Below are 12,976 nucleotides of genomic sequence, written 5' to 3'. Positions count from 1 at the left end.
CTAGGACTTCCAAGCTCCGTCGAAGAGCACGATTCCGTCGAGGCTCTGCTCGAGTCCGTGAACGTTCTGGTTCCACACGTCGAGTGCGGCGACGTTGCCCCACACCTGCCACGGGACGGTCTCGTTGGCGCGTTCCTGGATCTGTGCCAGGACTGCCTTCTTGTCCTCGTCGGTGGTTGCGACGCCCAACTTGTCCAAGAGAGCATCCATTTCGGCGTCGGAGTAGCCGGTCGCGTTGTTACGGCCACCGGACTTGATGCCCGTGTACAGACGCTCGTAGGGATCGGCCTCGGCGAGGCTCAGTGCTGCGGTGCTCATGTCGTAGTCGTGATCGGCGTACATCCGCTTGACCAGATCACCTGCACCGGTGACGTATTCGATCTGAGCGTCGAAGCCGACTGCGTTGAGCATCGCCTGGATGGCCAGAGCCGTTGCCTGTGCGGACGGTTCCTGGATGGAGAGGAAGGTGATCTTTCCGTCGTAGCCGTCGGCCTTGGCCTGATCGAGCAGTTCCTTCGCCTTGGCGGGATCGACGCCGATCGGTGCGACGTCGTTGTGCCAGCGCGAGGTGTCCTGGAAGATCTCCTGGCCGGGCAGTCCCTTGCCGTTGTTGACGCGGGTGTTGAGCGTCTCCGGATCGACGGCCAGCGCCATCGCCTGGCGGACACGGACATCCGAGCCCGGGCGGCCCGGGGCCATGTTCACGTTGGCGATGTAACCGAGCGACGGGATGTCGAGGAAGCCGGGGTAACCCGACTCGATCAGATCCAGGATCGGGGTGAGCGTACGCATGTACGCGGCGTCGATGCCGCCCGTCTTGAGTGCTTCGGCGGTGGGCTGAGCTCCGACGATGCTGATCAGCTTGAGCTTGTCGATGTTCGGTGCGCCGTCGTAGTAGTCGGGGCGAGCAGCCAACAGCAGTTCCTCGTTGGGAGCGAACTTCTCGAGGGTGAAGGCGCCGGCGCCGATCGGGGTGAACTGGTCACCCTGCTGGGCGCTCGGGGCGACGATCATGCCGGGTCCGGTGGCGAGCATCGACTGGATGCCTGTCCACGGATCAACGAGGTTGAAGACCACGGTCGTCGCGTCGGGGGTGTCGATCGAGGCAACCTTGGAAGCCCACAGGCTCGACTGAGGTCCCTTGTTGGTGACGTAGCGGTTGATGCTGTCGGCGACGGCCTTCGAGTCGAGAGCTGTACCATCGCTGAACTTCACACCGTCGCGGAGCTTCAGCGTCCAGGTCTTGCTGTCCGAACTCGCTTCGAGCGACTGAGCGAGCTTGGGCTCGAACTTCTGCCCGATGGGGTCGTAACGCATGAGCACGTCGTAGATGGCGCTGAGCTCGCTGCCACCGGTGGCGCCGGCAACCTGAGCCTTCGCGGGATCGAGAGTCGTGACCGCCGAGTAACCGCTGAACGTCAGCGTGCCGCCCTTGGTGGGAGTGCCGGGATCAGCCTGCTCGTTGACCATGCCGATCTTCAGCGAGGAACCGGAATCAGCGGATTCGCCGCCGCCATTGCTCGAGCCGTTGTCGGCGCACGACGCCAGGAACATACTTGCGGTGATCGCCAGCGCAGCCGCAGCCAATCTGCGACTTCCGCGGCGGGAACTACGACTCATTCGAATGCCTCCAAGGCGGGGTAAGACCGTGACGTGATGTTGAACACGAAACAGTCTGTGATGGGAGGCACAGAAAATTGGATCGAGTCTCGCTCAGTGGAATCGGTTAAGTTGCAGGCCTCAACAGTCAGGTAAACCGACCCTGGCCAGCGGTTACCTTCGTGGACAGCAGACCAGCCGGTCTAGTCCCGGTCGAGCGTCGCTTCCTCGAGATCGAGCTCGCGAAGCACCTTCCGGAGGACCTCGTCGTCGATCCGGCCGGCATCGCGTTCGGCGATGAAGACGCCTCGCTCCGCATCGATCATCTCGAGGCGCAGCGAGCGGAAGGCGTTCGACGGGCTCTCCCCCAGATCCTCGTCGCTGCGTCCCAGTCGCTCCCACGCCGAGTTCGCGCGGTAGGTGTTCCAGCTTCGCAAGATGTCCGCGGCACGATTGCGGACCTGAGGGACGTCGTCGGCGTCGGCTCCGACCAATTCGTCCAGCCGCGCCGCAGCGGCCCGTGCAGCCTTGTCCTGGGCTGCCGCCTCGGCGCGGGCGTCGGACTGCTCTTCGTCCCCCTGCACGCCGAGGACACGGATCACCCACGGCAACGTCAGGCCGTGCAGCAACAGTGTGCCGACCACGACGACAAACGTCAGGAAGAGGATCAGCGAACGGCCCGGGAAGTCCTCCCCACTGTTGACCGTCAGCGGAATGGCGAAGGCAGCTGCCAGCGACACGACCCCTCGCATACCGGCCCACGACACGACGAACACCGCCCGCGCCGAAATCTCCGGCTCCCTCGCTCGAATACGCGGCGACAGCCAGCGCGGTACGTACGTGAACGGGAACACCCAGGCGATTCGGACCACCACGACGGTCACGAGAACGGCAACCGACGCCCAGACGACGATCGAAGTGCTGTACCCCTGCAATCCGTTGACGACACTGGGCAATTGGAGACCGATCAACAGGAAGACGAACGACTCCAGGATCAGGTCGACGGCCCTCCACACTGCCGTGTCCTGCAAACGCGTCGCATAACTCGCGCGGGTGGAGCGCTGGCCGAGGAACAATCCGGCTACGACGACCGCGATGACGCCCGACGCGTGGACCTCTTCCGCAGCCAGGTAGGTGAAGAACGGCACCACCAATCCGATTCCGCTCTCCATCACCGGATCCTGGAGCTTGCCGCGAACCTTCGAGATGACGAACCCCACCGCGAGGCCGATCACCGTTCCACCGACCGCCGCGACGAGGAAGGTCTCGAAGCCGCCGATCAGCGTCGCACCCGTACCGACGGCAGCCGCGAGAGCGACCTTGTACGCCGTCAGAGCGGTGGCGTCGTTGAGCAGGCTCTCCCCGCCCAGCAGGGTCATGATCCGGCGCGGCAGGCCGAGCTTGCGTCCGATTGCGCTCGCGGACACCGCGTCCGGCGGCGCCACGATGGCGCCGAGAACCAGAGCAGCCGCTATCGAGAACTCCGGCACGATCAGGTAGGCGACAAAGCCCACCGCAGCCGTCGTCGCCAGCGGAAGCCCCACCGCGAGAAATCCGATCGGACGCAGATTCGAGCGCAAAGCCAGGTATGAACTGTCCAGTGCTGCCGAGTACAGAAGTGGAGGCAACACGACGAACAGGACGAGGTCGGGATCGAGTTCCAATTCCGGAACACCCGGTATCTGACAGGCGATCAAACCGACCAGGACGAGGATCAGCGGCGAAGACAGCCCGAACCTTCGCGCGACCGCCGCCACCAGCAACGCCGCTACTACAACCCCCAGTAATATGCCGTTCACCCTGGCAGCATGCAGTATGGAAGGCGATGAAGAAAATCCTGAAGCGAGCAGCAGCTCGCACACAGCAGCCCGCACCCGCTCCCACCGGTTGCGAGGAACTAACCAATGCGCCCGAAACAGACCCGGCGGCGCTGACGCCCGGCGTCTGCCAGGAGTGCGCCGAGTTGGGTGAGGATAACTGGTCTCACCTGCGCATGTGCCTGTCCTGCGGCCACGTCGGATGCTGCGATTCCAGCCCTCATCAGCACGCCACCAACCACTACCGCGAAACCGGGCACCCGGTCATGCGCTCACACGAGCCCGGCGAATCCTGGCGCTGGTGCTACGTCCACGACCTGATGGACTGACCGCGCGCGACTGGCGGTGCACTGCGCATAGTGCCCACCTGTCACGGCGCACAGCCCTCGGTGTTGCGCACATTGCTCAATCCACCGGGTAGCTATTGCCCAATCTGTATGCCGATGATGGACTTTGACGCAGAATCTGCACAACAGATCGACAGGTGCGGCTGGACTTTGCCGCACCGAACGGTTCGGCCTCAGGAAGTCCTGCCAAACATCACAACCACATCGTCGGCCCCACGATCTGGGGTACAGGCGGTGCGGTGATCGATGTCCACTACTGAAGGCAGGACCGGCCGTGAACAGCCCCAACATCGACCAGAACGCTCCCGAGTCACTGGCGGAGATCGAGAAGCGCGTTCTGTGGTTGTCGACCGCGATGATCCATCACGCCAACCGTGTCCGTCCGAATCCCAGCGGGCTCAAGGTCGGCGGCCATCAGGCCTCGTGCGCGTCGATGGTCTCGATCATGACGTCGCTGTGGTTCGGCCAACTTCGTTCCGGCGACCGGGTTTCCGTCAAGCCGCATGCGGCGCCGGTGCTCCACGGCATCAACTATCTGCTCGGCGAACTCGACGAGTCCTACCTGACGACTCTGCGCGAATTCGGGGGCCTGCAGAGCTACCCGAGTAGATCGAAAGATCCTGATCCGGTGGATTATTCGACCGGTTCGGTGGGCATCGGCGCGACGGCTCCCATCTGGGGCGCCATCGCTCGCCGATACGTCGACGCCTCCCTCGACGCCTCCCTCGGCGGCGCCGGAACCGGGCGTCAGTACTCCCTGGTCGGTGACGCCGAACTCGACGAGGGCGCGGTGTGGGAAGCAGTTCTCGATCATTCGGTTGCCGAACTGGGTGAGATCGTGTGGATAGTCGACCTCAACCGCCAATCACTCGACCGGGTGGTGCCGAACATCGCGGCAACCCGCCTGGAGCGCATGTTCTCGGGTGCCGGCTGGCAGGTCATCACCGTGAAGTTCGGTGCGCTGCTGGAATCACTGTTCACCCGGCCGGGCGGCACCGCGTTGCGCGAACGAATCCTGGACATGCCGAATCCGGAGTACCAGCGCCTGCTGCGATGCACGGCCGACGAGGTACGTCTGAGACTGCCCGGCGACGCGGCGGACGCCGACGCGATCACGGCGCTGATCGACGACCTCGACGACGTCACGGTGCTCGAGGCCATCCGCAATCTCGGTGGCCACGACCTCGACGCTCTGCGAGAGGCGTACGCACAGATCGACGACACCCGTCCCACCGTGATCATCGCGTACACCATCAAGGGTCGGGGCCTGCCGACGCAGGGTCATCCGCAGAACCACTCGTCGCTGCTCACCGCCGAGCAGTACGAGCACCTGGCGTCGGAACTCGGCATGGACCCGTCGAAGCCCTGGGAACGGTTCGAGACCGACAGCCCGTCCGGCCGCATCTGCGCCGAAACCGCTGGGCGCCTGACTCGCCCGAAGGTGGAGCATCTGGTGCCCCCGGCAGTTCCGAAAGACATCGGCCGTACGCCCTCCGGCACGTCCACCACTCAGGCAGCTCTCGGCCGGGTGCTACTCGACCTGAGCCGCGAAGCGCCGGACGCCGCGAAACGTGTTGTCACACTGAGCCCGGACGTCAGTTCCACAACCAACCTCGCAGGCTGGCTGAACAAGGTCGGCGTGTGGTCCCCCGACGAGCGGCACAACTGGTTTGCCGACGACGCCGAAACGATCATGCACTGGCGTGAGAAGCCCACCGGTCAGCACATGGAACTCGGTATCGCCGAGACCAACCTGGTCGGGTTGATGGGCGAACTCGGTGCGACCTGGAGTCGTTGGGGCCAGCCACTCTTCCCTATCGGCGTGATGTACGACCCCTTCATCGAGCGGGCTCTCGAACCGTGGTCGTACGGCATCTACGCCGGTGGCCAGTCGATCATGGTCGGCACTCCGTCGGGCGTCACCTTGGCCGCCGAAGGTGGTGCGCACCAGTCGATCAAGACCCCATCCATCGGACTGGAACAGCCGGGATGCGTCAGTTTCGAACCGGCATTCGCCGTCGACGTCGAGTGGACGCTCCTCGACAGCATCGGACGCCTGGGCCGACCAGACGGCAGCTCGTCGTACCTGCGTCTGTCGACCCGTCCGGTCGATCAGGCCCTGGCCGCGGTACCGACCGATCCGGCTGCGCGAGAACGCCGTCGACGTCAGGTGGTGGCCGGCGCGTACACACTGCGGCACAACCCTGATCCGGCCGTCACCCTGGTCGGCATGGGTGCCACCGTCACCGAAACACTGGTCGCAGCCGAAAGGCTGGGCGAGCAAGGTATTTCCGCCGACGTCGTGTGCGTGACCAGCCCCGGCTTGCTCTTCGAAGCACTCCAGTCTCGGCGCGGTCTCGCGGACGGTCCGTCGTGGATCCTGGATCAGGTCTTTCCGAGCAGCCGGTCCGCGCCGATGGTCACCGTTCTCGACGGGCACCCGCACACCCTCGCGTTCCTGACTGGAATCAACAACGTTCCGGGTGCTGCGCTCGGAGTGAGCCGGTTCGGTCAGGTCGGTTCGCTCGAGGACGTCTACCGGTACCACGGCCTCGACTCCGACAGCATCGTCCGCGCCGCCCTCGATCTCACTTCTTGATCGATCACACTCTCTGATGCCGAGAAGCGTCCCCGCAGGGACGCTTCTCGGGTCCAGTCAGTTCTTCAGTTCTTCAGTTCTTCAGAAGCCTTCAGTTCTTCCAGGCCTTGTCGAAGAACATGATTCCGTCCAGGCTCTGCTGAATGCCGTGGACGTTCTGTCCCCACACACCGAGCCACGGGGTGTTGCCGTAAACCTGCCACGGCACAACCTCGTTGGCGCGCTCCTGGATCTTGGCGAGCACCTCGATCTTCGAGTCGGTCGACGTCGCGACACCCAATTGATCGAGCAGCGTATCCATCTCGGGGTCGGAGAAGCTCGTGGCGTTGTTCCGTCCACCCGACTTGAGATTGGAATACAGACGCTCGAAAGGATCGGCTTCCGCGAGGCTGGCGGAACCTGTTGCCATGTCGAAGTCGCGGTCGGCGTACAAACGCTTGACGACGTCGGCAACCGAGTTGACGTACTCGATCTGGAAATCGAATCCGACGGCGTTGGCCATCGACTGCAGTGCGAGAGCCATCGCCTGCGCCGAATTCTCCTGCAGCGTCAGGTATGTGATCTTGCCGTCGTAACCGTCGGCCTTGGCCTCGTCGAGAAGCTGCTTCGCCTTGGCGGTGTCGACGCCGATCGGAGCGACGTCGTTATGCCAGCGGGAGGTGTCCTGGAAGATGACCTGTCCGGGCAGACCCTTGCCCTCGTTGAGTCGGTTGTCGAGTGCGACGGGATCGGTTGCGAGCGCCAATGCCTGACGGATGCGCACGTCGGCACCGGGACGACCGGGTGCCGTGTTGACCAGCGACAGGTACGACAGCGACGGAATGTCGACGAAGCCCGGGTAGCCGGAGTCGATCAGATCCAGCACGTTCGGTAGCGAACGCATGTATGCGACGTCCGTGCCGCCGCTCTTGAGCGATTCGGTGGTGGACTGCGAACCGACAATGCTGATCAACCGCAGCTTGTCCACGTTCGGGGCACCGTCGAAGTAGTCCTCCCGAGCGTCGAGGATCAATTCCTCGTTGGGAGCGAACTTCTCGAGGGTGAAGGCACCCGCGCCGATCGGGGTGAACTGATCACCTTGCTGGGCGCTCGGCGCGACGATCATGCCGGGGCCCGTCGAGAGCAGTGACTCGATACCGGTCCACGGGTCGACGAGATTGAAGACGACCGTCGACGGATCCGGAGTGTCGACCGACGCGACCTTCGACGCGTACAGACTCGACTGCGGTCCCTTGTTGGTGACGTAGCGATTGAGGCTCGCCGAGACGGCCGCCGAATCCACCGGCGTCCCGTCGCTGAACTTCACACCGTCACGCAGTTCGAGGGTCCACGTCTTGAAGTCGGAACTCGGCTCCATCGACTCTGCGAGCTTCGGAACGAATTCCTTGGACGCCGGGTCGTACCGCAGGAGCGTGTCGTAGATCGCGCCCAACTCCGAACCGGCGACCGAACCGGCGATCTGAGTCTTCGCCGGATCGAGATTGGTGACGGCGGAGTACCCGCTGAACGTGAGGGTGCCGCCCTTGACCGGATCGCCCTCGCCGGACTGCTCGTTGACCGGGCCGATGGACAATCCCGAACCGGAGTCCGGTGCGTCGCCGCTCCCACCCCCGTTCCCGCTGTCAGCGCACGACGAGACGAACAGGCCGGCGGAGACTGCCAGCGCGACGGCGGCAACCTTGCGGCGACCGCGCCGAGAACTGCGACTCATTCAAAACCTCCAGGTCAGAAACTGTGATGTGAAGCATTGTCGAGACAGTTTGTGACTTAAGGCACAGGTATTAGTCGCAGGTCCCGCTCAGTGGAATGAAGCGCGACGATTGGTCAGTTTTCGAGCGACATTCGCAGGTCAGACCCTTAGCGAAGGTCAGGAATTCATTCTGATTCAGGCGCCTTTCAACGGATGAATCGCCGGAGCGCCGTCGAGAAGTGGTCCGGCAGCGGCCAGCGCGGCCTGTAGATGCGGGGACTGCATGTGAGCGTCCAACTCCTCCTGCCCGCGCCAAGTTTCGATCGTGACGAACGTGCCGGGCGCAGCCGCTGACTCGAACAACTCGTACGACACACAGCCGTCCTCGGACCGACTCGCCTCCGCGAGAGTTGTCAGAGCCGATCGGACGTCGTCCTCGGAACCGGACTTGGCCGGGATGGTTGCAACTACACGAAGCTCGCTCATCGGATACCTTTCGCAGAGGGGAAGTCAGCTAGAGACACACGCCACAAACGTACACACGAAAAGGGCAACCAATGGGGTTACTGAAGGACGTCACCGGCTGGCGACGCGGAACGAAGTTGCAGCGTCGACTGCGCGATCTCACCGGCACGCTGGTGGTGATCACCGGTGCGGGCAGCGGCATCGGGCGTGAAACGGCCCTCGCCTTCGCCGCCCAGGGAGCTATCGTCGTGGTCTCCGACATCAATCTCGAAAGCGCGCAGGACACTGCGGCACTTGTAAACATCCCTTCGCAAGCGGGCGGCGCCGAAGCAGTGTTCGGTGGCGGTGCCCACGCCTATCAGGTGGACGTGTCCGACGAACAGGCCGTGATTCGGTTCGCGGAGACCGTCGCGGCACATCACGGCGTACCGGACATCGTCGTCAACAACGCTGGAATCGGGTTCTCCGGGACATTCGCCGACACCGAGCAGCGCCAGTTCGAGCGCGTCATGGACATCAACTTCTGGGGAGTTGTCTACGGCTGCCGGGCATTTACCCCGATGATGATCGACCGGGGAACAGGAGGGCACGTCGTCAATCTGTCCTCGGCCGCCGCGTACACACCACAGAAGGCCCTCACCGCGTATTCGACAAGCAAAGCAGCGGTATTCATGCTCTCGGATTGCCTACGGGCAGAGCTGCTTCCACACGGCATCGGCGTCAGCACCATCTGCCCCGGCCTCGTTCACACGAACATCCTCAAGACCACCGAGTTCGCCGGGACCACCGCCGAGGAGCAGCTCGAGAACCAGACCAAGGTCGACAACTTCTACCGCAAGCGCAACTTCACGCCTGACCGAGTCGCCAGTGCCATCGTGAAAGCGGTTCGCACGAACAAGGCCGTCGTACCCGTGACCGTCGAAGCCAAGCTCGGACGCACGATCAGCCGGTTGTCTCCCGGGTCGATGCGCGTCGGAGCTCGGTTCGAGATCTAGGTCAGCTTCCGAAACTCAGGCTGCCCGTGAAACCCTGCTGCACATCGGCTTCCGAGCGGGGAAGAACCTCGTAGGTGCTGGCGTACTGGCCACTGAAACCGGTGACGGTGATCGGGCGTCCGACGGCGACGGCATCGAGGTCGATTCCGGTCTGTGTGTTGACGAAGATGACGGTGTTTCCCTCGGCGCCCGAGACCAGGATCTTGTGGCCGTACGGCAGATCGTCGACGACGGGTCCGCTCACGATTCCGGACACCGTCACGAGACGACCTTCACTGCCCTCACCGATTGCATTGAGGGGCAGTCGCGCCGGGCTGATCTGGGTAGTCGTGCCGATTACCTCGACGGCAGTCGGGCGGACGACGAGCAGGCCTTCCTGATCCGCGAGGACTCCGGTGACCTGAACCCGATCGCCGAGAACAACCCCGGAATTGTTCGGATCGCTGATGTAAATGCCCGAATTGCCGCTCTGGAGACCAAAGCCCTTGTCGTAGAAGCTGGATTCGAACACTCCAGACGGCGTAGTCGCGGTTCCCACGACGGTGACCGTCGTTCCGATGGCCTGCGCACGGGCTGCCGCGATGGAGTCCGCGGACACCTCACCGACAACTGCTGCCGGCTCCGCCGTCGCTGCAGTACCGACAAACATGGTGGCTGCGGCCGCAACTGCCAGTGCCGTCACACCCCGGCGCAGGACCGGACTCGCAAGAACGCTGTCTCGAAACATGTTTGAGGACTCCCCTGTGATTTCGTGGCCGCGCAGGTGCTCCTGATGGAGTCCGCCTTCGCCCACCCTGAGGCACAGGTTATTACAGGTCGGACGCCGCAGCGGTGGTGACATTCCGCCACCACCGCTGCTTCAAGGCATCCGAGTTTTCAGGAACCGGAGCTTCCGGACGAACCGCTCGAGCCACTGGAACCGCTGGATCCTGTTCCGCCACCGAGATCGTCGAGAGGATCGCTACCGGTGAGGCCGCCCGGGTACAGGTAGGCGTCGGAGATCGTGCTGAGCGAGGTTCCCGACGTGGCCGGTACCTTTGCTCGCCAGTTGACGATCGGGTTCAGCACTCCGAACGGTCCGCAACCACTGGCGGCGGGCAGCGCGAAGCCGGTGGCCTGGTTCCCGACCGGGCTCACCTTCAGTGCATTGTCCGGGAGCACCGTGTAGGTCGGTACCACCGACGGGTCAGGCGCGAGACGAAGATTCACCGGCGCAGCCGCGGAGCCCAGGTAGCAGTTGTCGCCGAGGAACGCGTTGTTGATCTTCATCCGCACCGGGATGCTCAGATCCATGTCGGTGATGATGCCGTTGAGGGTCGGGGCAGCGGTCGCCTCCACCTCGGCGGTGACTGCGGCGAGGCCGAACAGATTGCCGAACGGCAGGTCGATTCCGAGGACTCCACCCGGAACGGTCAACGGCTTGGAGTAGACACCGTGGTGTCCGTCGTCGCGCGGGAGAAGAACGGTGGACTCACCTTCACCGGAGCCGGCCTCGGCGGCGATGATCATGTCGCCTTTTCCGATCGGGAGGTTGAAGCCGTTGTTGTCGAAGGTTCCGCTCTGAACCACAACCGACACACAGGATTCGGCAGTAGCCTGACACACTGCGGCACCGGGTATCGAATTGTCGACCGGATCCTGAGCCGAGGCCATCGGCGCCGCGAACGCGAGGACCGCACCTGCGGTACCTGCAATGACGGCCACGCGCGTGCCGAGACGTCTGTTGCCGTTCTTGTGAGATTTCTGCACTGATTTCTCCCTGCCGTTTATGTGATGGGGGACGAAACTCGCAGTCATTGCTTGTGTTTCGACCGCCGCCGACAAGGTCTTTGCGGTGTGCTCCTACTCACAAGTAACAACTGAACAGATGTATATCACAGGACTTCGACTTAAAAACAGGGCAAAAGGGAGTTTCCTTAAAACGGACAAAATAAGCGGTACGGTGTGTAACACTCACGGGTGATGAACACGAACAGACTGGTCCTCTGCGTCGCGGCAGCGGGCCTACTCCTCAGCGGCTGCAGCAGCCAATCCGACAGCGACGCATCGGAATCCACTTCTGCTGCCACCAGCACGTCGGTCGCGGCGACGTCGAGTTCGACTGCCCCCAGTACGCTTTCCGAGCTGCCGACCAGCCCGCTCGCCGCAACAACACCGGAAGCCGCGCCGAGCGTCGTCGAATCGACGCCACCGGCGGTATCACTACCGGTAGCGCCACCGGCGAACGCACCAATCGATGCACGCTCACCGGAAGAGATCGTCGCGAACGCAGGCGAGAAGGGACAGCGGTATATCGCCGCGCTGCGTCTGGCCGGGATCCCGCCCGCCGGAATGGATTCCGCAGAGATCCTCTACGCCGACGGCACCTGCAAGGCTCTCGCTGACGGTATGCCTCGGTCCGAAGTGCTGGCGGAGTTCAACTCCGTCGGCGAGGTGTACTCACAGATCACGCCGATGTCCTCGCAGCGCATTGCCGAGATCTACGTCGACACGGCGGAGCAGACGTACTGCTGATCAGGCCTTGCCGGCCAACCAGCCGTGCAGCCAGGATGTAGCCGAATTGCCTGCGCCGTCAACGACGTAACGCGTGTAGTCGGTGTGGACCTGCGAGCCGTAGAAGTCGACCAGCTGATCGATGCGACGCGAATTCGCGCCCGGATCGAGCTGGGCCATCAGAGCGGGGAGCCCGCCTGCGGTGATCAGATCGTTGACGATCACGGCCGCTTCGTCGCGCAGCGCGAGCGCACTGGCCGGAGTGGGATCGGACGCCTGAGCCATGAATCCGGCCAGACGCATCACGAAATCGTCCTTCGGCGTCGAGCAGTACAGGTCACCGACCGCGCAGAGCGTCACCGTTTTGCCTGACAGCCAACCGAATCCACCGATGCGAGGGCCGCTGGCACCGTTACCGCCGACAGCGGGGCCGATCAGGACGTCGGACTCGGAACGACGGGGATCTGACAGCAAGCCGACGCCCTCGACGCGAGTCGGGGGGACCACGCCGATGCCGGTTCCGATCTCGGCGGCGAGATCGCCTGCCGCGTCGGCGCCCTGGCTGTACCCGACGATGGCGAAGCGAGTGTCACCGCACGAGGCGGCCATAGCGCCGATCATGCCGCGGGCATTGTCGACAGCCTGCTGCTTCGACTTGGCGTAGACGTTGGACTCCCACGGGAAGGCCGTCGCCGAGTAGGTGACGTAATCGGTGCGAACGGAGCCCGGAAGCCCGTTGGTCACCGGGGCGAGCATGCCGGCGCCGGGCCTGGTGCCCGAGGGCTCCCAGGTTCCCGGGATGGCCACGACGTACAGGCTGGGGCAGGGATCAGCCGACGCCACGGGAGCACTGACAACCGGTACCACTACTGCCGCAGCAAATGCCGACAACACCGCAACGAGACGCCTCGCACGCATGAAACTCCCCTGTTTTACCTTCAGCAACCCATACACCACTATCGGTGCTCCGG

The 12,976-nt window shown here is 63.7% G+C and carries 11 protein-coding genes; 4 read left to right on the top strand and 7 right to left on the bottom strand.

All coding sequences use genetic code 11. From position 1 onward, the window contains the following. Window positions 1-1,620 (bottom strand): ABC transporter substrate-binding protein, encoded by a 1,620-nt coding sequence (locus tag RHP72_RS00455; protein WP_218695327.1) that lies wholly within the window; start codon window positions 1,618-1,620, stop codon window positions 1-3. 182 nt (window positions 1,621-1,802) lie between these two features. Beyond that, window positions 1,803-3,398, bottom strand: coding sequence for a Na+/H+ antiporter (locus RHP72_RS00450; RefSeq protein ID WP_311094179.1), 1,596 nt, complete (start codon window positions 3,396-3,398; stop codon window positions 1,803-1,805). Between the two features lie 26 nt (window positions 3,399-3,424). Here RHP72_RS00450 and RHP72_RS00445 point away from each other — a divergent pair, with 26 nt between their 5' ends. After that, window positions 3,425-3,745 carry a UBP-type zinc finger domain-containing protein gene (locus tag RHP72_RS00445; RefSeq protein ID WP_003943615.1) on the top strand — a complete coding sequence of 107 codons (321 nt, stop codon included), beginning with the start codon at window positions 3,425-3,427 and terminating at the stop codon, window positions 3,743-3,745. A gap of 292 nt (window positions 3,746-4,037) precedes the next feature. Then, window positions 4,038-6,362, top strand: coding sequence for a transketolase-like TK C-terminal-containing protein (locus RHP72_RS00440; protein WP_311094178.1), 2,325 nt, complete (start codon window positions 4,038-4,040; stop codon window positions 6,360-6,362). A gap of 91 nt (window positions 6,363-6,453) precedes the next feature. Here RHP72_RS00440 and RHP72_RS00435 read toward each other — a convergent pair whose 3' ends face one another. Beyond that, complete coding sequence (locus RHP72_RS00435) at window positions 6,454-8,073, bottom strand: ABC transporter substrate-binding protein (RefSeq protein WP_311094177.1); 1,620 nt, start codon at window positions 8,071-8,073, stop codon at window positions 6,454-6,456. Window positions 8,074-8,247: 174 nt separating this feature from the next. Then, complete coding sequence (locus RHP72_RS00430) at window positions 8,248-8,538, bottom strand: putative quinol monooxygenase (RefSeq protein WP_003943546.1); 291 nt, start codon at window positions 8,536-8,538, stop codon at window positions 8,248-8,250. Between the two features lie 71 nt (window positions 8,539-8,609). Here RHP72_RS00430 and RHP72_RS00425 point away from each other — a divergent pair, with 71 nt between their 5' ends. Then, the gene (locus RHP72_RS00425) at window positions 8,610-9,512 is read left to right on the top strand and encodes an SDR family NAD(P)-dependent oxidoreductase (RefSeq protein WP_003943614.1); all 903 of its coding nucleotides are present in this window, start codon (window positions 8,610-8,612) and stop codon (window positions 9,510-9,512) included. A 1-nt stretch (window position 9,513) separates the two neighbouring features. Here the strand turns inward: RHP72_RS00425 and RHP72_RS00420 are convergent, their stop codons facing one another. Both RHP72_RS00420 and RHP72_RS00415 read right to left on the bottom strand, forming a co-directional pair. Next, complete coding sequence (locus tag RHP72_RS00420; RefSeq protein WP_054781541.1) at window positions 9,514-10,239, bottom strand: hypothetical protein; 726 nt, start codon at window positions 10,237-10,239, stop codon at window positions 9,514-9,516. A 149-nt stretch (window positions 10,240-10,388) separates the two neighbouring features. Beyond that, a complete protein-coding gene (locus RHP72_RS00415) occupies window positions 10,389-11,261 on the bottom strand; it encodes a hypothetical protein (RefSeq protein ID WP_311094176.1) in 873 nt (290 codons plus the stop codon). Window positions 11,262-11,474: 213 nt separating this feature from the next. Here RHP72_RS00415 and RHP72_RS00410 point away from each other — a divergent pair, with 213 nt between their 5' ends. Next, a complete protein-coding gene (locus RHP72_RS00410) occupies window positions 11,475-12,026 on the top strand; it encodes a DUF732 domain-containing protein (protein WP_058227389.1) in 552 nt (183 codons plus the stop codon). On the opposite strand, the gene RHP72_RS00405 is transcribed toward RHP72_RS00410, so the two are convergent. Then, entirely contained in the window at window positions 12,027-12,923 is an 897-nt protein-coding gene (locus tag RHP72_RS00405) for a cutinase family protein (RefSeq protein ID WP_185564487.1), read from the bottom strand. Between the last annotated feature and the right edge of the window lie 53 nt (window positions 12,924-12,976).

It is taken from the genome of Rhodococcus sp. SG20037, from assembly GCF_031763325.1.
Classification (GTDB): domain Bacteria; phylum Actinomycetota; class Actinomycetes; order Mycobacteriales; family Mycobacteriaceae; genus Rhodococcus_F; species Rhodococcus_F qingshengii.
This window is presented reverse-complemented; position numbering and strand designations above follow the sequence as displayed.

Coding starts and splice junctions, on each gene's coding strand:
- RHP72_RS00455 (WP_218695327.1), bottom strand. CDS start 1,620: ATGAGTCGTAGTTCCCGCCGCGGAAGTCGCAGATTGGCTGCGGCTGCG.
- RHP72_RS00445 (WP_003943615.1), top strand. CDS start 3,425: ATGAAGAAAATCCTGAAGCGAGCAGCAGCTCGCACACAGCAGCCCGCA.
- RHP72_RS00435 (WP_311094177.1), bottom strand. CDS start 8,073: ATGAGTCGCAGTTCTCGGCGCGGTCGCCGCAAGGTTGCCGCCGTCGCG.
- RHP72_RS00430 (WP_003943546.1), bottom strand. CDS start 8,538: ATGAGCGAGCTTCGTGTAGTTGCAACCATCCCGGCCAAGTCCGGTTCC.
- RHP72_RS00425 (WP_003943614.1), top strand. CDS start 8,610: ATGGGGTTACTGAAGGACGTCACCGGCTGGCGACGCGGAACGAAGTTG.
- RHP72_RS00420 (WP_054781541.1), bottom strand. CDS start 10,239: ATGTTTCGAGACAGCGTTCTTGCGAGTCCGGTCCTGCGCCGGGGTGTG.
- RHP72_RS00410 (WP_058227389.1), top strand. CDS start 11,475: ATGAACACGAACAGACTGGTCCTCTGCGTCGCGGCAGCGGGCCTACTC.
- RHP72_RS00405 (WP_185564487.1), bottom strand. CDS start 12,923: ATGCGTGCGAGGCGTCTCGTTGCGGTGTTGTCGGCATTTGCTGCGGCA.